17 protein-coding genes are annotated in these 19,318 nt (G+C 60.9%); 12 read left to right on the plus strand and 5 right to left on the minus strand.

Annotated features, from left to right (window positions below; genetic code table 11):
* Positions 1-65: 65 nt before the first annotated feature.
* A complete protein-coding gene (gene repA / locus FJQ55_RS21430; protein ID WP_140831827.1) occupies positions 66-1,262 on the minus strand; it encodes a plasmid partitioning protein RepA in 1,197 nt (398 codons plus the stop codon).
* Positions 1,263-1,615: 353 nt separating this feature from the next.
* Between repA and traI the strand changes: the two genes are divergently transcribed.
* Genes traI through trbI form a run of 12 tightly spaced genes read left to right on the plus strand, consistent with a single transcriptional unit; the run spans position 1,616 to position 11,932 of the window.
* Complete coding sequence (traI, locus tag FJQ55_RS21435; RefSeq protein WP_140831829.1) at positions 1,616-2,254, plus strand: acyl-homoserine-lactone synthase; 639 nt, start codon at positions 1,616-1,618, stop codon at positions 2,252-2,254.
* Entirely contained in the window at positions 2,251-3,222 is a 972-nt protein-coding gene (gene trbB / locus FJQ55_RS21440) for a P-type conjugative transfer ATPase TrbB (protein ID WP_140831832.1), read from the plus strand. The genes traI and trbB overlap by 4 nt, the downstream gene beginning before the upstream one ends.
* The gene (trbC, locus tag FJQ55_RS21445; RefSeq protein ID WP_140831834.1) at positions 3,212-3,628 is read left to right on the plus strand and encodes a conjugal transfer pilin TrbC; all 417 of its coding nucleotides are present in this window, start codon (positions 3,212-3,214) and stop codon (positions 3,626-3,628) included. Before trbB ends, trbC begins: the two co-directional genes overlap by 11 nt.
* Positions 3,621-3,920 carry a conjugal transfer protein TrbD gene (locus FJQ55_RS21450; protein WP_140831836.1) on the plus strand — a complete coding sequence of 100 codons (300 nt, stop codon included), beginning with the start codon at positions 3,621-3,623 and terminating at the stop codon, positions 3,918-3,920. Before trbC ends, FJQ55_RS21450 begins: the two co-directional genes overlap by 8 nt.
* 12 nt (positions 3,921-3,932) lie before the next feature.
* Positions 3,933-6,395 carry a conjugal transfer protein TrbE gene (locus FJQ55_RS21455; protein WP_140831839.1) on the plus strand — a complete coding sequence of 821 codons (2,463 nt, stop codon included), beginning with the start codon at positions 3,933-3,935 and terminating at the stop codon, positions 6,393-6,395.
* A gap of 31 nt (positions 6,396-6,426) precedes the next feature.
* Positions 6,427-7,176 (plus strand): P-type conjugative transfer protein TrbJ, encoded by a 750-nt coding sequence (gene trbJ, locus FJQ55_RS21460; RefSeq protein WP_425467573.1) that lies wholly within the window; start codon positions 6,427-6,429, stop codon positions 7,174-7,176.
* Positions 7,173-7,406, plus strand: a complete 234-nt coding sequence (gene trbK / locus FJQ55_RS21465) for an entry exclusion protein TrbK (RefSeq protein ID WP_140831844.1) — start codon at positions 7,173-7,175, stop codon at positions 7,404-7,406. The genes trbJ and trbK overlap by 4 nt, the downstream gene beginning before the upstream one ends.
* Positions 7,400-8,590: a P-type conjugative transfer protein TrbL gene (gene trbL / locus FJQ55_RS21470; protein ID WP_140831847.1), complete on the plus strand. Its 1,191-nt coding sequence runs from the start codon at positions 7,400-7,402 to the stop codon at positions 8,588-8,590. Before trbK ends, trbL begins: the two co-directional genes overlap by 7 nt.
* A gap of 15 nt (positions 8,591-8,605) precedes the next feature.
* On the plus strand, positions 8,606-9,268 hold the full coding sequence (locus tag FJQ55_RS21475) for a conjugal transfer protein TrbF (protein ID WP_140831850.1): 663 nt from the start codon (positions 8,606-8,608) through the stop codon (positions 9,266-9,268).
* A gap of 17 nt (positions 9,269-9,285) precedes the next feature.
* Positions 9,286-10,140 (plus strand): P-type conjugative transfer protein TrbG, encoded by an 855-nt coding sequence (gene trbG, locus FJQ55_RS21480; protein WP_140831852.1) that lies wholly within the window; start codon positions 9,286-9,288, stop codon positions 10,138-10,140.
* Positions 10,140-10,619, plus strand: a complete 480-nt coding sequence (gene trbH, locus FJQ55_RS21485; protein ID WP_140831854.1) for a conjugal transfer protein TrbH — start codon at positions 10,140-10,142, stop codon at positions 10,617-10,619. Before trbG ends, trbH begins: the two co-directional genes overlap by 1 nt.
* An 11-nt stretch (positions 10,620-10,630) precedes the next feature.
* On the plus strand, positions 10,631-11,932 hold the full coding sequence (gene trbI / locus FJQ55_RS21490; protein WP_140831856.1) for an IncP-type conjugal transfer protein TrbI: 1,302 nt from the start codon (positions 10,631-10,633) through the stop codon (positions 11,930-11,932).
* A 461-nt stretch (positions 11,933-12,393) separates the two neighbouring features.
* On the opposite strand, the gene pyc is transcribed toward trbI, so the two are convergent.
* The 4 genes from pyc to FJQ55_RS21510 are packed head-to-tail and all read right to left on the minus strand — an operon-like array spanning position 12,394 to position 19,300.
* Positions 12,394-15,900, minus strand: coding sequence for a pyruvate carboxylase (pyc, locus tag FJQ55_RS21495; protein ID WP_140831858.1), 3,507 nt, complete (start codon positions 15,898-15,900; stop codon positions 12,394-12,396).
* 26 nt (positions 15,901-15,926) lie between these two features.
* A complete protein-coding gene (locus FJQ55_RS21500; RefSeq protein WP_140831860.1) occupies positions 15,927-17,591 on the minus strand; it encodes an electron transfer flavoprotein-ubiquinone oxidoreductase in 1,665 nt (554 codons plus the stop codon).
* A gap of 3 nt (positions 17,592-17,594) precedes the next feature.
* Positions 17,595-18,524, minus strand: a complete 930-nt coding sequence (locus FJQ55_RS21505) for an electron transfer flavoprotein subunit alpha/FixB family protein (protein ID WP_140831862.1) — start codon at positions 18,522-18,524, stop codon at positions 17,595-17,597.
* A 26-nt stretch (positions 18,525-18,550) separates the two neighbouring features.
* On the minus strand, positions 18,551-19,300 hold the full coding sequence (locus FJQ55_RS21510; protein WP_140831865.1) for an electron transfer flavoprotein subunit beta/FixA family protein: 750 nt from the start codon (positions 19,298-19,300) through the stop codon (positions 18,551-18,553).
* Between the last annotated feature and the right edge of the window lie 18 nt (positions 19,301-19,318).

Consider the following 19,318-nt stretch of genomic DNA (forward strand, 5'->3'; position numbering starts at 1 on the left):
TCCACCAAAGTTTCCGGCTGGCAACTTTGGCGCCGATGCCTCTCGGAAAGTGTGATAGCGATCGGTCACTTGCGCCCCCATGCCGATTGAATGAGCTGCTCGATTTCACGGTTCACGTTATCGAGCGATTCCATCGCACGGTCGTAGGTCGCCCTTGTGAACTGGTCGCGGCTGACCTCGTACAAGGTCTGTTTGGTTATACCGGCGTCCGATATGGCCGTGCTTTTTAGCATGGGGTGGTTGAGGACGTGCTCACCGAACATGGTCCGCATGAACGACACCATCTGGTTTTGTGGTCCATCGCCAGGCTCATAGCGAGTCACGAGGTATCGCATCCAATCATAGTTCATGCTGCCACCGGCGTCGGCCACCACGCTCAAAAGCTCCGACGTCATAAGCAGGAACTGACACATGGACATCACGTCGAGCATCTGCGGGTGAACTGTAACCAGAACTGCCGTTGCAGCGCAGAGAGCTGAGATCGTGAGGAACCCGAGTTGGGGAGGGCAGTCGACAACTACGACATCATAGTCATCAGCGACCGACGAGATTGCGTCGTCCATCCTCGTGAAAAAGATGTTCTTACGATCGTTCGAGCCAAGGACCTTCGCCGTATCGTGTTCGAACTCCATGAGCTCAAGGTTTCCCGGCACCAAGTCGAGGTTGGTGAAGTACGTCTTCTTGATCACGTCCTTCAGGGGGCGGCGTTCTTCGTCGTAGCGTACCGCACCGTAGAGGGTCTCGTTATCTTTGACGTCGAACTCGGGCTGAAAGCCGTGGAGTGCCGACATGCTGGCCTGCGGATCGAGATCGATCGCGAGTACCCTGTAACCGTTAAGGGCAAGAAACTGCGCGAGGTGAGCAGCCGTCGTGGTTTTGCCAGATCCGCCCTTGAAATTTACAGCCGTTATGACCTGCAGATGTTCGCGACCTGTACGTCGAGGGGAATATCGACGATCACCTTTGCCATTCTCGTCAAGATACTCGCGGAGGGCCTGGATGGTCTCGACGGAGTATGAACGCCTGTTGTTGGCAGCCACTTCCGGCTGCGGGCCTTTTCCTTCCAGAGAGAGATGGCGGAGATAACCATCATTTATACCAATGAGCTTCGCAGCCTCGATGGACGAAAAAGAGCGAAGCGTCTTGCGCGCTTCAGGCGGATAAAGCTTCACACGATGTTCGTGGAGCGCGCCAGAGAGATCTCGCGCGTGTGCCGCTATCAGTTTATGGATAGCCTTCTGTAGCTTGGCGGGATTCTCCACGACTTCCTCTCGTACACACGGTAATTTTCGTAAACACAGCAATCTGCCGTGTCTAAAGACACCTCATTTCGACGATCTTTGCAAGATCTTTAAGGTTAACGAGGGGTTAACGCATTTTCCGGAAACTGCGCTGCAACCGGATTCAGGAAGCCGAATCCGCGACTTAAAGCAAAAGTAGAACGCGGCGCTTTCAACAGCTACCTGCAGATCTGCAGAACGAGCCAAGAGATTTCCGACGCCGAATCCGCTTTCGCCATTGCGACTCACGAGAATCACCGGCTGCAGATCTGCAGATGGCCACATCGTCTTTTAGGTGATCTTTCTCCGCATGTTCGAAACAAGCGGAGAAAAAAATGCGGATCGTGACCGTCCCACCTGATCAACACGCCGATCATGCCGATGAACTGGCACAGATGCATCGTCTGCGCGCGGATGTCTTTCGCGGACGTCTCGAATGGGACGTCACCATCACCGATGGTGGGGAGCGAGATCAGTACGACGATCTGAACCCCACTTACATCCTTGCCGTCTCCGGGGGCAACAAGTTGGTGGGATGCGCACGCCTTCTTCCTGCGGTTGGCCCAACCATGCTGGAGTTGACATTTCCGCAGCTCTTGAGGGATGGTTCGCTCAACGCCGACACCGCGATGATCGAGAGTTCGCGCTTCTGCGTTGATACGACTTTGCCCGCAGGCAGGGGAGGGGGGCAATTCCACCTGGCAACACTCACCATGTTTGCTGGGATCATCGAATGGTCCATGGCGAATGGTTACGACAGGATCGTTACCGCCACTGATCTTCGCTTCGAGCGCATCCTGAACAGGGCAGGCTGGCCAATCGCGCGGTTGGGTGAACCGGTGGCAATTGGCAACACTGTCGCCATTGCCGGCACACTTCCAGCGGATCAGGAGAGCTTCGAACAGGTTCGCCCATCGAACTATTGGTCCGCTCTCTCTCGTACTGATGATCATTCGGAGAGGAGCGCAGCGTGACCCAGCTTCGCTCCCATACAAGACTTGTCCGCAAACTCCAGGACGCACTTGGCGACCAGCTCTGCGTTGCGCTTGACGATGCAACAGTCGTCGAGATCATGCTCAACCCTGACGGCCGACTGTTCATTGAACGCCTCGGTCACGGTGTAGCCGAAGCCGGGGTCATGACGCCAGCGGCTGCGGAAGTCGTGATCGGCAGCGTTGCCCACGCCCTGCAGTCCGAAGCAGACACGGATCGACCGATCATTTCCGGAGAGCTTCCGATCGGCGGGCATCGTTTCGAAGGATTGCTGCCGCCCGTGGTTTCCGGTCCGGCTTTCACAATCCGCCGTCGGGCGTCACGCCTCATTCCTTTGGAGGAGTACGTAAAGACCAAGATCATGACGGACGCGCAGGCCTCCGTGATACGCAGCGCGATCGATTCTCGCATGAACATCGTCATTTCCGGGGGTACGGGTTCGGGAAAGACCACGCTTGCGAATGCCATCATTGCTGAAGTGGTTGCCACGGCTCCCGACGATCGCATGGTGATCCTCGAAGACACCGCGGAAATCCAGTGCGCCGCCGAAAACGCGGTCTGCCTGCACACCAGCGACACGGTCGATATGGCGCGATTGCTGAAGAGCACCATGAGACTGCGCCCGGACCGTATCATCGTCGGTGAGGTCCGCGATGGTGCAGCTCTCACGCTCCTGAAAGCCTGGAACACCGGCCATCCTGGCGGGGTCACCACGATCCATTCCAACACTGCCATGTCGGCGCTGCGCCGGCTTGAGCAACTGACCGCCGAGGCCAGCCAGCAACCAATGCATGAGGTGATCGGCGAGGCGGTCGATCTCGTCGTCTCCATCGAGCGGACGGGGAGGGGGAGGCAGGTGCGCGAGGTGATCCACATCGAGGGATACCGCAACAATCACTACCAGACCGAACACTATGCCCAGATCGACGAGGACAGCCATGTCGCGTAAGACCTGTTCCATTCTCGCAGCAATTCTGCTTGCCGCCGTCTCCTTCAGCCTGTCGGAGCCTGCATTGGCTTCGTCAGGCGGCGGCGGCCTTCCGTGGGAATCGCCACTGCAGCAGATCCAGCAGTCGATCACCGGACCCGTCGCCGGGTTCATTGCGCTTGCCGCGGTCGCGATCGCCGGCGCCATGCTCATCTTTGGCGGCGAGCTGAACGATTTTGCCCGTAGGCTTTGCTATGTCGCTCTGGTCGGCGGCGTACTTCTCGGCGCGACACAGATCGTTGCTTTGTTCGGTGCAACCGGCGCCTCGATCGGCGAACGCCATGCCGAGGCCGGTGCTGCTCCTACTCCTACTGTCTTTGCGCCTGTGACGACGCCGTCAGCACTAGGGGAGGGTGCCCGTGGCTGACGCCGGTTCCAATCTCATCCGATCGCGAGTGCATCGGGCACTGTCGCGTCCCAACTTGCTGATGGGCGCCGATCGCGAGCTTGTCCTTGTGACGGCGCTCGCCACCGTCATCCTGATCTTCGTCGTCCTGACCTGGTATGCAGCACTGTTCGGCATCGCGGTCTGGCTAGTCGCGTTAGCTTTCCTTCGCATGATGGCCAAGGCCGATCCGCTCATGCGAAGGGTCTATATCCGGCATATCTCCTACAAGACCTTCTACCGCGCGACATCGTCGCCGTGGCGCCGGTACTGAGGGAGTACAAAATTGGTTGCCCTCAGATCCTTCCGCCATTCCGGACCGTCCTTTGCCGATCTCGTTCCCTATGCCGGGCTCGTCGAAAACGGCGTCGTTCTCCTGAAGGACGGTTCGCTGATGGCCGGCTGGTACTTTGCCGGACCCGATAGCGAAAGCTCGACCGATGCTGAGCGAAACGAGGTGTCGCGACAGATCAATGCCATCCTGTCGCGCCTCGGGTCAGGCTGGATGATCCAGGTCGAGGCTGTCAGAGTGCCGACCGGCGATTATCCAATCGAGGAAGCCAGTCATTTCCCCGATCCGGTCACCCGCGCCATCGATGCGGAGCGGCGGGCGCACTTCCAGAAGGAGAGGGGGCACTACGAAAGCCGCCACGCCCTGATCCTGACCTGGCGCCCACCCGAGCCGAGGCGGTCCGGATTGACGCGCTATGTCTATTCCGACCTTGGCAGCCGATCCGCGACCTATGCGGACAAAGCGCTCGAAACCTTTCTGACCTCGATCCGTGAGCTCGAACAGTATCTCGCTAATGTCGTGTCGATCCGGCGGATGATGACACGCGAAACGCCGGAGCACGGCGGTCATCGTGTCGCCCGCTACGACGAGCTCTTCCAGTTCATTCGCTTCTGCATCACCGGGGAAAATCATCCGGTGCGTCTGCCAGAAATCCCCATGTATCTCGACTGGCTGGCGACGGCGGAATTGCAGCACGGTCTGACACCACTCGTCGAGAACCGGTTTCTCGGCGTGGTGGCGATCGATGGCCTGCCCGCCGAAAGCTGGCCGGGAATCCTCAACAGCCTGGATCTGATGCCGCTCACTTATCGCTGGTCGTCCCGGTTCGTCTTCCTCGACGCCGAGGAGGCCCGCGCGAGGCTCGAGCGCACGCGCAAGAAATGGCAACAAAAGGTGCGGCCATTCTTCGATCAGCTCTTCCAAACCCAATCCCGATCGCTCGACCAGGATGCCATGCTGATGGTGGCGGAAACCGAGGACGCGATCGCCGAGGCCTCATCGCAGCTGGTGGCCTATGGCTACTATACGCCGGTTATTGTCCTCTTGGATGAGGACCAGCATAGCCTGCAGGAGAAGTGTGAGGCCGTCCGGCGCTTGATCCAGGCCGAAGGTTTTGGTGCTCGCATCGAGACGATCAACGCGACCGATGCATTTCTCGGCAGCCTGCCAGGCGTCTCCTATGCCAATATCCGCGAGCCGTTGATCAACACACGCAATCTCGCCGATCTCATCCCGCTCAATTCGGTCTGGTCGGGAAGCCCGATAGCTCCTTGCCCATTCTATCCGCCTGGGTCGCCCCCGCTGATGCAGGTCGCAAGTGGGTCGACGCCGTTCCGGCTGAATCTGCATGTCGACGACGTTGGCCACACGCTGATCTTCGGTCCGACCGGCTCGGGTAAATCGACGCTGCTGTCACTGATCGCAGCGCAGTTCCGACGCTACGCGGATGCGCAGGTCTTTGCCTTCGACAAGGGGGGCTCGATGCTGCCGCTGACACTGGGCATCGGCGGCGATCATTACCAGATCGGTGGCGACGCGCCGGAGATAGGGGAGGGAAGGGCGCTCTCCTTCTGCCCGTTGGCAGAACTCTCGACCGATGGCGACCGCGCTTGGGCGTCCGAATGGATCGAGATGCTTGTTGCCCTGCAGGGTGTGACGATCACACCGGACTACCGCAACGCTATCTCTCGACAGGTCGCGCTGATGGCCGAGTCGCGCGGGCGGTCACTGTCGGACTTCGTCTCGGGCGTCCAGATGCGAGAGATCAAGGACGCGCTGCATCACTACACCGTCGACGGCCCGATGGGCCAGCTTCTCGATGCCGAGGAGGACGGTCTGGCGCTCGGCGCTTTCCAGTGCTTCGAGATTGAGGAACTGATGAACATGGGCGAGCGCAATCTCGTGCCTGTTCTAACCTATCTCTTCCGACGCATCGAAAAACGCCTCAGCGGTGCGCCCAGCCTCATCATCCTCGACGAGGCCTGGCTGATGCTCGGCCACCCGGTGTTCCGGGACAAGATCCGGGAATGGCTGAAGGTGCTGCGCAAGGCCAATTGCGCCGTGGTGCTCGCCACCCAGTCGATCTCGGACGCCGAGCGCTCCGGTATCATCGATGTGTTGAAAGAGAGCTGCCCGACCAAGATCTGCCTGCCGAATGGCGCCGCGCGGGAGCCAGGCACGCGCGAGTTCTACGAGCGCATTGGCTTCAATGAACGGCAGATGGAAATCGTCGCGACCGCAATCCCGAAGCGGGATTATTACGTCGTGTCGCCAGAGGGCCGCCGCCTCTTCGACATGGCGCTCGGGCCGGTGGCGCTCTCCTTTGTCGGGGCATCCGGAAAGGAAGACCTGAAGCGCATCCGCTCCCTTCATCTTGAACACGAGGCCTCCTGGCCTCTCCATTGGCTCCAGCAAAGGGGGATCGCCCATGCCGACACGCTCTTCCCAACCCAGTAGAACATTGCACGCCGTGCTTTTTGCGGCCCTCATGCTCTCGTCTGCTCTCTCGCTCCCTGCACAAGCCGGCGGCGTCACGGGGCAGGCGACCGAATGGACGCAGCTGGCCAACAATACGGAGCTGATCAGCCTTGTCGGCAAGTCCGCTGAGCAGGTGAACAACCAGATCACCCAGATCTCGCAACTGGCTGAGCAGATCCAGAACCAGCTCAACATTTACAGGAACATGCTGCAAAATACGGCGCAGCTGCCGGAGCATGTCTGGGGCCAGGTCGAGAATGACCTGAAGAACCTCCAGACCGTCGTCAACCAGGGCAAGGGCGTCGCCTTCTCCATGGGCAATGTCGACGATGTCCTCAAGCAGCGTTTTCAGAGCTTCGCCGACATGAAGAGCAATCTGCCGGACAGCGCGAGCTTCTCCACGACCTATCAGAGCTGGTCCGACACCAATCGCGACACGATCGCCGGCACGCTGAAGGCCGCCAATCTGACGGCCGACCAATTCTCCAGCGAAGAGAGCACGATGTCGCAGCTCAAGTCGATGTCGGAATCCGCCGATGGCCAGATGAAGGCGCTCCAGGTCGGGCACGAGATTGCTGTGCAGCAGGTCGCGCAGATGCAGAAACTGCGCGGTCTGGTCTCACAGCAGATGACGATGATGGGCACCTGGTACCAGTCCGAACAGGCGCAAAAGGATCTGGCGCAAGCAAGGCGCGAACAGTTCTTCAGCGGAACCGAACGTGACATTAGGGGCGGCCAGACGATGGAGCCGCGCTGGTGAGCCCCCGTATGATCCTCATCATCGCCCTCGTCGCGCTCTTTTCCGCGGCCGGTGCGAGCGCTGTTACATGGCTCGTCGTCCAGTCGCCGGCCGCGCCCGTCTCAGCTTCCGGCACGGCCGCAACGAGTTCGTCCTCTGCTGAAGAACAGCGTCGACATCGCGAAGAGTTCTTTGGCGGGAACTCCGACCGTGACATCCGCGGCGGTCAGGAGATGAAGCCCCGATGGTAGCTGCTTCTTCCTCCCGCACGCTCGACCGGATGTTCATCGCGATCACGCTCATCTTGGTTGCAACCACGCCGGCGCTGGCACAACAGGGCCAGGTTCTCACCACACTCGAAAACTCCGTCGTCACCGCCGCCAAGGGCTGGGAGTCGACTGTGATGAATGCGGCCCGCTCACTCTTCTGGATCCTGGCCGGCATCGAGGTCGGGATTGCGGCCGTATGGCTGGCAATCAACGCCGCCTCGCTCGACAGCTGGTTTGCTGAACTCGTCAAGCGCATCATGTTTATCGGCCTGTTCGCCTTCATCCTCGACAGGGGGCCGGAGTTCGCCAAGGCCGTGGTCGACAGCCTCTACCAGATCGGCGCCGGTGGTGGATCGGCATCTCCCGCCAACATCTTCGATGCCGGCATTCGTGTCGCGACCAAGATGTCGGAACAGGCGAAGTTCGGGCTGTTTGAGGACAATGCGCTCGCGATCGCTGCCGTCTTCGCGATGGTCGTCGTCGTCGTGTCCTTCTCGCTGGTGGCGGCGATCTTCGTCGCCGTCATGGTCGAGATGTATGTCGGCCTGCTTGCCGGCATGATCATGCTCGGGCTCGGCGGTTCCTCTCATACAAAGAATTTTGCGATCAGATACTTGGTCTATGCCTTCTCCGTCGGCATGAAGCTGATGGCGCTTGTCATGATCGCCAAGATCGGCTCGGATATCCTCCTTGGCCTAGCCGAGGCGCCGACGGCCACTTCCGAACAGTTCATCACCACGCTGGCGATTGCCGGTATCTCCGTCGTCGTCTTCGTCATCGCCATGTATGTCCCGCCAATCCTGCAGGGTGTGGTCCAGGGCGCGTCCGTCGGCGGCGGCATGGAAGCGATCCGTCACGGTGGGCAGGCCGCGTCTTTTGCGGCGGGCGCCGGCTTTTTGGCCACGGCGGCGGCGGGCAGAGGATTTGAGGCAGCGACGACGGCACGGGCAGGGGGAGCATCTCTCGGCAGTGCTGCGCTTCGCGGAATGCAGGCCGGGATTGGCGGAGCGGCCGGCGCCGTGGGCTCGGCTGCAAAGGAAAAGGCGATCGGTTCGCCGGGAGCCTACGCGGGATCGATGCTTGGCCTTGCCAACGCCAAACTCGATCAACCATCCGGCCGGCCCGGCACACCGCCTCCACCACCGCCGATCAAAGACAGCAAATGACGGGACGCTGACAGAATGGCCGGACAGAATATCCCAGATAATCCCTACATCGCCGCGCGCAACGAGTGGAACGAGCGTTATGGCTCCTACGTCAAAGCGGCCGCTGCCTGGCGCGTCGTCGGCATTGCCGGAATGACTATGGCCGTGATCGGTTTTGGTTACGCACTCTACCAGAGCACGCAGGTCAAGCTGATCCCTTACATCGTCGAAGTCGACAAGCTCGGCACGGCTATCGACGCCGGCTTCCCGCAGCAGATCGAATATGCCGATCCACGGGTGGTACGCGCGACACTCGGCAGCTTCGTGTCGAACTTCCGATCCGTCACGCCGGATGCGGTCGTGCAGAAGCAATATATAGACCGGACCTACGGGCTTCTGCGCACCTCCGATCCCGCCACTGAAAAGGTCAATGCCTGGTTCCGTTCGAATTCGCCGTTCGAAAAGGCGAAGACCGCAACGGTTGCGATCGAGGTCAACAACATCGTCGCACTCTCGAACCAAAGCTACCAGATCGACTGGACCGAGTTCGAGCGGGATCGCCGCGGCAAGGAGACCGCCACGCGCCGCTTCCGTGGGATAGCCACCGTGACACTGACGCCGCCGCAGGACGAGGGCGTCATCCGTCTCAATCCCATCGGTCTCTATCTTAGAGACTTCGACTGGACCGCGCAGCTTTGAAAGGCATGGCTCCCAACATGAACATTAGACATTCCAGAACATGGGCCACCCTGGCTGCGAGCGCAGCGGTGCTGATGATTATCTCGATGGTGGCTTTCCCCAACTCACACGCACGTGCCGCCGATGGCGTTACCGCGAACGAGGCAAAGGGGATGGGCATCTCGACACAATGGCGCGGATCGCGCGGCCTCGTGACGAAAGGCGCAGACGGCAAGGTGATCTTCCTCTATGGCGAGGTGCAGCCATCCGTCGTCTGCTCGCCGTTGCAGGTCTGCGACATCGAGCTTCAGGGCGGCGAGGTCGTTCGTGACGTGCTGGTTGGCGACACGGTACGCTGGAAGGTTGAGCCTGCGACCTCCGGTGCTGTTGGCGGGCAAGCGATCCATCTGATCGTCAAGCCGTCGGAGCCGGGTCTCATCACATCCATGGTCGTGACCACGTCGCGTCGGACCTATCATATCCAACTCAAGTCTCATCCAACCCAGTATATGCCGCGTGTCGGCTTTGAATATCCAGAGGACGTCTCCGCCAAACTCGCCGACGTCAACGCCCGGCTGGAAGCCAGCACCATTCCCGGCGCCGGCGTTCCGGCCGAGCAATTGAGTTTTGCCTATTCCGTCTCGGGTAGCGCCGGCTGGCGGCCGACGCGGGTCTACTCGGATGGGCAAAAGACCTACATCCAGTTTCCGCGATCGATCTCGGGACAGGATGCGCCGGTTCTCTTCGTCGTCTCCGGCGGCCAGAACCGCATCGTCAACTATCGTATGAAGAACAATATGATGGTGGTCGATTATAATATCGATCGTGCTGTCCTTGTCTCCGGCGTTGGCTGGAAACAACAGAAGGTGACAATCAGCAGGGGAGGGCTGTGATGCCAGGCCTCCTTCGCCATACCCGTGATCGTTTCGGCCCAATCCGGTGCCTCGCCACAACCGGTGCCCTTGCCATCCTCCTTTCCGGTTGCCAGTCGATGGACAACGGTGGTCTCGGATCGAGTGCCGCACCTCCAGAAATCTCGGGACCAACGGCGGGCGCCATCGCCGGCGACTTGGTCAGCCGTCTTGCCGAACAGATCGGACAGGGGAAGGCGACCGTGGCGCTCAAACAAGACGGTTCCCCATTCGGACAGGCACTGGAGGCGGCGTTGAAGGGATGGGGTTATGCGGTTGTCACTGACCAGAAGACGGATGGCGGCGCTGCCGTCATTCCGCTCGCCTATGTCATCATGCCCTATGACGGTCAGGTGCTCGCACGGCTCTCGACCAGCAGTGTCGAACTCGGCCGGGCCTATACCGTGACGACTTCAGGTGCGACACCCACAAGCGCCCTGTCGCTGATGCGGCGCGGGTAAGGGAGGATAACATGGTGCAGTCTCTCAAGCTCGGTGGTGCTGCGAACAGTCAGGCTCCATCCGGCCTCAAGCGGGTGAACCGCCTGCCGGTCATCCTTGTGATCGTGCTGCTGGTCGCCTTCCTCGGCATCATTTTCTTTGGGCTCGCTTCGCGCGGGCTCTACTTCGGCAAGGATAGCGGCCCGGACACCAGCTCGGGCAATCCGGCCTCGACCTATGCCGACCAGATCAAGCGGGGCGTCACCGACGGCATCATTGGCGAGCCACAGCAGCAGGAAACGTTTCAGCCGACGCCAGTTGAGACGAAACAGGCCGAGGAGAAGGCGGCCAATCCCTTTACGCCACAGGCCGAGCAGCAGCGCGGATCCGAATTGGAGCCGGAAGAGGTGTGGCGCGCGCGTCTGGCTCGTGAGCAACAGGAACAGGTCCTTCGCGAGCAGCAGCGCCAGCGCATGGCCCGGATGCAGGCGCGGGACTCCGCCTATGACGCGCCACTTGCCATCGATCGCGGCAAGCTGGAAGCCCGGGCACAGGCAGACGACACCGCCGCGACCAGGAATGCGACGACGACAGCCTCAGCGAATGGAAATCCGTCCGATCTTTATGCCGCGGCTCTACGAGCCGGCCTGGGCGGCCAGAATGTCGATCCGAACGGACAGAGTTCCAAGGAGGACTTCTTCAATGCCGATCTCAAGGATCTCGGATATCTGCCGAACCGCGTCGTGCCACAGCAGTCGGCGTTCGAGTTGAAGCGCGGGTCGGTCATTCCGGCGACATTGATCACTGGCATCAATTCCGACCTTCCGGGACGGATCACCGCGCAGGTCAGCCAGAATGTCTATGACAGCGCCACCGGCCATCGCCTGCTAATCCCGCAGGGCACGAAACTATTCGGTCGCTATGACAGCAAGGTTTCGTTCGGCCAGAGTCGCGTGCTCGTGGTCTGGTCCGATATCATCTTCCCGAACGGATCGACGCTGCAGATCGGCGGGATGGCCGGCACGGATGCGGAAGGCTATGGCGGCTTCAATGACAAGGTGAACAACCACTATCTCAAGACCTTCGGCTCAGCGGTCATGATCGCCCTGATAGGAACGGGCATTGATATGGCCGTGCCGCAAAGCTCCACGCTCGCGACTCAGGATACGGCATCCGATGCTGCTAGGCGGAATTTTGCCGAGACCTTTGGGCGAGTGGCCGACCGGACGATAGAGCGAAGTATGGATGTGCAGCCGACGTTACAGATCCGTCCGGGCTACAGATTTAATGTTCTGGTCGATCAGGACATCTTGTTTCCTGGAAGCTATCAGTGACGCGACCGACCCGAAAGCTTACCCCCGATAAAGAATTTGCTTCCACGCATTACTGAAAACAATCACCGTCGCGTTCGGCGAAATTCTAATTGTGAGCAGGCTGCAAAAGACGGAACCGTGCTCTATCCCGAGTTGGGGGCGCAGTCGAGGTCTAGCCTCCTTACGATGGTGTGAGCGCCTGCGATTACCCGTCGTTTTGCTCTCTGCATGCGTTGCTCGCAAGCCCCTCGCTAACGTACCAGCCGTTGCCGGGATTTGCCGCGACTGATCTACGCCCTCCGGACCCGAGATTTTTCACATGGTGGCGTGGAATTACTGACTTCCTAACCCGAGGCGGTCTCGCCAGCTGGGGCAGAGTGTTACTGGCACGGTTCTTGGACCGCCTTTACCCAACGATTTCGGGCGGCCAATCCGGCATGGGAGGGCTCCGTAACACCATTCACTTTCCGCCCTGATCCTGCTCAGGTACTACGTAGACCTTCATTTATCTTTACGATTACCCTTTGCTCAAGTTCCAATACAATCAACAGATCCTTCGCGTCGATCTGATCGCCAGCGGCAACAAGGACCTCCGTCACCGTTCCGTCACGCTCTGCGTGAAGTGCTGTCTCCATCTTCATCGCCTCGATCGACAGCAGGACATCGCCTGCCTTGACCGGTTGTCCTGCAGCAACGGCAACGGTGGAAATGACACCCGGCATCGGCGCACCGAGATGGTTGACGTTACCAAGATCCGCCTTGCGACGCACCGCAGCACCCCCAGCTCCATGCGCGCGATCCGGCACCTTGATGCGGCGCGGCTGGCCATTGAGCTCGAAGAATACGGTGACCATGCCCTTCTGATCGGTACCGCTGGTGGCCTGATTGACGATGACCAGCGTCTTCCCCTGCTCGATATCGGCGAACAGCTCTTCGCCATCGGCGAGGCCGTAGAAGTATGCATGGGTGGGGAGCACAGAGACGGGACCATAGGTTTCGATCGCCTGCGCAAAATCGGTGAAGACCTTCGGGTACATCAGGTACGACGCGAACTCGAAATCGCTGACCGATCGCTCGAGTTTCGTCTCGATCGCTTGACGTTCCGCGTCGAGGTCAGCTTCCGGCAGCAAGGCACCCGGGCGATCGGTGTAGGGCTTCTCGCCCTTCAGTGCCTTCTTCTGCAGCGCTTCCGGCCAGCCGCCCGGAGGCTGGCCGAGATCGCCCTTCAGCATCGAGACGACGGAATCCGGGAAGGCGATATCCTTGTCCGGGTTTTCGACATCCGTCACCGTCAGGTCCTGGGCCACCATCATCAGCGCCATGTCGCCAACAACCTTGGACGACGGCGTGACCTTCACGATGTCGCCGAACATCTGGTTGACGTCCGCATAGGTCTGCGCCACCTCGTGCCAGCGGGTTTCGAGCCCCAGCGAACGGGCCTGTTCCTTGAGGTTGGTGAACTGGCCGCCCGGCATTTCATGCAGATAGACTTCCGAAGCCGGTCCTTTGAGATCGCTTTCGAAGGCCGCGTACTGGTGGCGCACCGCTTCCCAATAGAAGGAGATGCGGCGGATCCAGGCGGGATCGAGGCCCGGATCGCGTTCCGTGCCGGACAGTGCCTCAACGATAGAACCCAGGCAGGGCTGCGAGGTGTTGCCGGAAAACGCATCCATGGCGGCATCAACCGCATCGACGCCGGCATCGACTGCCGCCAGCACGGTGGCCGCGGCAATGCCTGAGGTGTCGTGCGTGTGGAAATGGATCGGCAGGTCGGTCGCCTCGCGCAGCGCCTTGAACAGAACGCGCGCCGCCGCCGGCTTCAGCAGACCGGCCATATCCTTGACCGCAATGATATGCGCACCGGCCTTTTCCAACTCGGCGGCAAGGGCCGTGTAGTACTTCAGGTCGTATTTCGGCCGCGCGCTGTTCAGCAGGTCGCCCGTATAGCAGATCGTTGCCTCGCAGAGCTTGTTCTCCTCCTGGACTGCATCCATGGAGACACGCATGTTGTCGACCCAGTTCAGGCAGTCGAACACGCGGAACAGGTCGATGCCACCTTTCGCTGCCTGCCGGACGAAATACTTCACCACATTGTCGGGGTAGTTGGTGTAGCCGACGCCGTTGGCGCCGCGCAGCAGCATCTGCAGCAGGAAGTTCGGCGCGCCCTCGCGGATCAGCGCCAGACGTTCCCACGGGTCTTCGGTCAAAAAGCGCATGGAGACGTCGAAGGTGGCGCCGCCCCAGCATTCCAGCGAAAAGAGATTCGGCAGCGCCCGCGCATAGACCGGCGCGATGCGGGCGATATCGAAGGTGCGCATGCGGGTGGCGAGCAGCGACTGGTGGCCGTCGCGCATGGTGGTATCGGTCAGCAGCACCTGCGGCTGCGCCCGCATCCAGGCCGCAAAACCCTTCGGCCCGAGTTCATCGAGCTTCTGCTTGGTCCCGGCAGGCACATCGCCGTTGATATAAGGCACGACCGGCTTCGGCGCCTTCTCCGACGGTTTTGGACGGCCCTTGACCTCCGGATGGCCGTTGACCGTCACATCGGCGAGGTAGGTCAGAAGCTTGGTGGCGCGGTCCTGCCGCTTCACCTGCTGGAAGAGTTCCGGCGTCGTGTCGATGAAGCGCGTCGTGTAGGAATTGTCGCGGAAGCTCGGATGGCCGATGATCGCTTCGAGGAAGGTCAGGTTGGTCGCAACGCCTCGGATACGGAATTCGCGCAGCGCCCGGTCCATGCGGCTGATCGCCTCCTGTGGCGTGCCGCCCGAAGCCGTCACCTTGACCAGCAGCGGATCGTAATAGCGGGTAATGATCGCGCCGGTATAGGCCGTGCCACCGTCGAGGCGGATTCCGAAGCCGGCCGCCGAACGGTAGGCGGTGATGCGGCCGTAATCGGGAATGAAGTTCTGTTCCGGATCTTCCGTCGTGATGCGGCACTGCAGCGCGTGACCGTTGAGACGGATGTTCTCCTGGGCCGGAACGCCCGATTCGGGCGTGCCGATCGCCTCGCCTTCGAGGATGTGGATCTGCGCCTTGACGATATCGATGCCGGTGACGACTTCGGTCACCGTGTGTTCGACCTGGATGCGCGGATTGACCTCGATGAAGTAGAATTTGCCGGTATCGGCATCCATCAGATATTCGACGGTGCCGGCACCGATATAGTTGGTTGCCGCCGCAATCTTCAGCGAATAACCCGCCAGTTCCTGACGTTGCGCTTCCGAAAGATAGGGCGCCGGCGCCCGCTCGACGACCTTCTGGTTACGCCGCTGGATGGAGCAGTCGCGCTCGAAGAGATGCACGACATTTCCATGTGTATCGCCCAGCACCTGGCTTTCGACGTGGCGCGCCCGCTCGACGAGCTTTTCGAGATAGACCTCGTCCTTGCCGAAGGCCGCCATGGCCTCGCGCTTGGCTTCGGTGACCTCCTTGGCAAGATCGGCCTCGGAGCGGATGACGCGCATGCCGCGACCGCCGCCACCCCAGGATGCTTTCAGCATCACCGGATAGCCGACGTCGGCTGCCATTCGGGCAACTTGAGCCATATCGTCCGGCAAGGGCTCGGTCGCCGGAACCACCGGCACGCCGACCGATACGGCCAGGTTACGCGCAGCCACCTTGTTGCCGAGCTTGCGCATCGTGTCTGGCGTCGGACCGATGAAGATGATGCCTGCATTGTTACAGGCCTCGACAAACTCGGGGCTTTCGGAGAGCAGCCCGTATCCGGGATGAATTGCATCGGCACCGGAAAGCTTGGCGACCCGGATGACTTCCGGGATCGAAAGATAGCTTTCGATCGGTCCGAGATCTCGCTCCAGATGCGGGCCCCGCCCGACCTGATAACTCTCGTCCGCCTTGAGGCGGTGCAGAGACAGCTTGTCCTCTTCCGCCCAGATCGCAACCGTCTTGATGCCCAGTTCGTTCGCAGCACGGAACACGCGGATGGCGATTTCGGACCGATTGGCGCAGAGAATCTTAGTGATAGCCACAGGGTTATCCTCGAAAGAGCAGTTATTTACGAATTTGAGTAGACCGGACCCTCGCCGCCCTGCGGTGGAACCCAATTGATGTTCTGGTTCGGATCCTTGATGTCGCAGGTCTTGCAGTGGACGCAGTTCTGCGCGTTGATCACATAGACCTCCTCGCCATCCTTCTCGACCCACTCGTAGACGCCGGCCGGACAGTAGCGGGTTGAAGGACCGGCGTAGACCCCGAGTTCGGAGCGCTTCTGCAGCTCCATGTCCTTTACCTGCAGGTGAACCGACTGGTCTTCCTCGTGGTTGGTGTTGGAGAGGAAGACGGACGACAGGCGATCGAAGGTCAGCACGCCGTCCGGTCGCGGATAGGCGATAGGCTTGTGCTTGGCCGCCGGCTCCAGCGCCTCGGCATCGGTCTTGCCGTGCTTCAGCGTGCCGAAGACGGAGAATCCGAACAGCTGGTTGGTCCACATATCGAGGCCGCCGAGCGCCACGCCGATCGCGGTGCCGAACTTCGACCACAGCGGCTTGACGTTGCGCACGCGCTTCAGGTCCTTGCCAATGTCGCTTGCGCGCCAGTCGGTCTCGATATCGACCACCTCGTCGTTGGCACGACCAGCGGCAAGCGCTTCGGCGATCCTTTCGGCCGCCATCATGCCCGAGAGCACGGCGTTGTGGCTGCCCTTGATGCGCGGCACGTTGACAAAGCCGGCCGAACAGCCGATCAGCGCGCCACCCGGGAAGGAGAGCTTCGGCACGGATTGGTAGCCACCTTCGGTGATGGCGCGGGCTCCGTAGGAGATGCGCTTGGCACCCTCGAAGGTGCCGCGGATCGCCTCGTGCGTCTTGAAGCGCTGGAACTCCTCGAAGGGGTAGAGATAGGGGTTCTTGTAGTTCAGGTGAACGACGAAGCCGACCGCCACCAGGTTGTCATGCAGGTGGTAGAGGAAGGAACCGCCACCGGTGCTCATGCCGAGCGGCCAGCCGAAGGAGTGTTGCACGAGGCCAGGCCTATGATTCTCCGGCTTCACCTCCCAGAGTTCCTTCAGACCGATGCCGTATTTCTGCGGCTCGCGGTCCTTCTGAAGATCGAACTTGGCGATCAGCTGCTTGGCGAGCGACCCGCGCACGCCTTCCGAGATCAGAACATACTTGCCGAGCAGTTCCATGCCACGCGTGTAGTTCGGCCCCGGCTCGCCGTTCTTCTCGATGCCCATGTCGCCGGTCGCGACACCGATCACGGCACCCGCATCGTTATAGAGCACTTCGGAAGCGGCGAAGCCCGGATAGATCTCGACGCCGAGTCCTTCTGCCTTTTCCGCCAGCCAGCGACACACGAGCCCGAGCGAGATGATGTAGTTGCCGTGATTGTTCATCAGCGGCGGCATCAATGCGTTCGGCAGGCGCACCGAACCGGCGGGGCCCAAGAACAGGAACTGGTCGTCCGCCACCGGCGTGGTGAAGGGGTGCCCCTCCTCCTTGCGCCAGTCCGGCAACAGGCGGTCGATGCCGATCGGATCGACGACAGCGCCAGATAGCACATGGGCACCGACTTCCGCACCCTTTTCGAGCACGACTACTGAAAGCTCCGGATTGACCTGCTTCAGGCGGATTGCGGCCGACAATCCGGCCGGCCCGGCACCGACGATCACAACGTCGAATTCCATGCTCTCGCGTTCGGGGAGTTCCATCTGTTCGCTCACGGGCTATACAACCTTCTCGAACTCCGGCAGGACGTCGAAGAGGTCACCGACGAGGCCGTAATCGGCCACCTGGAAGATCGGCGCCTCCTCATCCTTGTTGATCGCGACGATCACCTTGGAGTCCTTCATGCCGGCGAGATGCTGAATGGCACCGGAAATGCCAGCGGCGATATAAAGGTCGGGTGCGACGACCTTGCCGGTCTGCCCCACCTGCCAGTCGTTCGGCGCGTATCCGGCGTCAACTGCGGCGCGCGATGCGCCGACGGCAGCCCCCAGCTTGTCGGCGAGCGGCAGGATAACCTCCTGGAATTTTTCCGCGGAACCGAGAGCACGGCCGCCCGACACGATGATCTTGGCAGAGGTGAGCTCCGGACGCTCCGACGAAGCAATCGCATCCGAGACAAAGCTCGACAGGCCGGGATTGGCCGGTGCCGATGCTTGCTCTACGGAGGCTGAGTCACCTTCACCGGTCGCCTGGAAGGCTGCGGTACGTACGGTGATCACTTTCTTGCCGTCCGTCGACTGCACAGTCTGGATCGCATTGCCGGCATAGATCGGCCGCTTGAAGGTATCGGGCGAGATGACTTGGATGATCTCGGAGACCTGCATCACGTCGAGAAGTGCCGCCACGCGCGGCATGACGTTCTTTGCCGAGGCCGTTGCCGGTGCAATGATCGTGTCGTAGCCGCCGGCCAGCGAGACGATCAGATCTGCAAGCGGTTCTGCAAGGCTATTCGCAAGGTCGCCGCTGTCGGCCAGCAGGACCTTGGATACGCCGTCGAGCTTGGCAGCCGCGTCGGCCGCACCCTGTGCGCCCGAGCCGGCAACGAGGACGTGGATGTCGCCGCCGATTGCCTTGGCTGCCGTCAGCGCCTTGGCGGTCTGGTCGGATACGCTGCTGTTGTCGTGTTCTGCCAGAAGAAGAATGGCCATGTTTCTTGTCTCCCTGTTCTTCCGGTTTAAAGCACGCCGGCTTCGGTCTTGAGCTTCTCGACGAGCTCGGCCACGCTTGCGACCTTGATGCCGGCTTTGCGTCCGCTCGGCTCCTCGGTCTTCAGCACCTTCAGGCGCTGCGCCGTGTCGACGCCGAAGTCGGCCGGTGTCTTCTTGTCGAGCGGCTTCTTCTTCGCCTTCATGATGTTGGGCAGCGAGGCATAGCGCGGCTCGTTGAGGCGAAGGTCGGTGGTAACGATGGCCGGAAGCTTCACTTCCACCGTCTGCAGCCCGCCGTCGACTTCGCGGGTCACCTTGGCGGCGCCGTCGCCGAGCTCGACCTTGGAGGCGAAGGTCGCCTGGCCCCACTTCAGAAGCGCGGCGAGCATCTGGCCGGTCTGGTTGCTGTCGTCGTCGATCGCCTGCTTGCCCATGATAACGAGGCCCGGCGCTTCCGCTTCGGCGACACCCCTGAGGATCTTGGCAACAGCAAGCGGCTCGACTGTCTCATCGGTCTCTACCAGGATTGCCCGGTCCGCACCCATTGCAAGGCCCGTCCGCAGCGTCTCTTCGGCCTTGGCGGGGCCGATGGAGACGACCACCACTTCCTCGGCCTTGCCGGCCTCCTTCAGCCTCAGGGCTTCCTCGACTGCGATTTCATCGAAGGGGTTCATCGACATCTTGACGTTGGCGAGCTCCACACCCGTCCCATCCGGCTTGACGCGGATCTTGACGTTGTAGTCGACAACGCGTTTGACGGGGACTAGGATCTTCATCTGCGTGGGTCTCCTCTG

It is taken from the genome of Rhizobium glycinendophyticum (assembly GCF_006443685.1).
Taxonomy (GTDB): Bacteria; Pseudomonadota; Alphaproteobacteria; order Rhizobiales; family Rhizobiaceae; genus Allorhizobium; species Allorhizobium glycinendophyticum.

What these genes read in the sequence shown, in the direction of transcription:
- trbH (WP_140831854.1), top strand. Translation starts at nt 10,140, where the DNA reads ATGCCAGGCCTCCTTCGCCATACCCGTGATCGTTTCGGCCCAATCCGG.
- trbI (WP_140831856.1), top strand. Translation starts at nt 10,631, where the DNA reads ATGGTGCAGTCTCTCAAGCTCGGTGGTGCTGCGAACAGTCAGGCTCCA.
- trbG (WP_140831852.1), top strand. Translation starts at nt 9,286, where the DNA reads ATGAACATTAGACATTCCAGAACATGGGCCACCCTGGCTGCGAGCGCA.
- FJQ55_RS21510 (WP_140831865.1), bottom strand. Translation starts at nt 19,300, where the DNA reads ATGAAGATCCTAGTCCCCGTCAAACGCGTTGTCGACTACAACGTCAAG.
- trbJ (WP_425467573.1), top strand. Translation starts at nt 6,427, where the DNA reads ATGCTCTCGTCTGCTCTCTCGCTCCCTGCACAAGCCGGCGGCGTCACG.
- FJQ55_RS21475 (WP_140831850.1), top strand. Translation starts at nt 8,606, where the DNA reads ATGGCCGGACAGAATATCCCAGATAATCCCTACATCGCCGCGCGCAAC.
- trbC (WP_140831834.1), top strand. Translation starts at nt 3,212, where the DNA reads ATGTCGCGTAAGACCTGTTCCATTCTCGCAGCAATTCTGCTTGCCGCC.
- FJQ55_RS21505 (WP_140831862.1), bottom strand. Translation starts at nt 18,524, where the DNA reads ATGGCCATTCTTCTTCTGGCAGAACACGACAACAGCAGCGTATCCGAC.
- traI (WP_140831829.1), top strand. Translation starts at nt 1,616, where the DNA reads ATGCGGATCGTGACCGTCCCACCTGATCAACACGCCGATCATGCCGAT.
- trbL (WP_140831847.1), top strand. Translation starts at nt 7,400, where the DNA reads ATGGTAGCTGCTTCTTCCTCCCGCACGCTCGACCGGATGTTCATCGCG.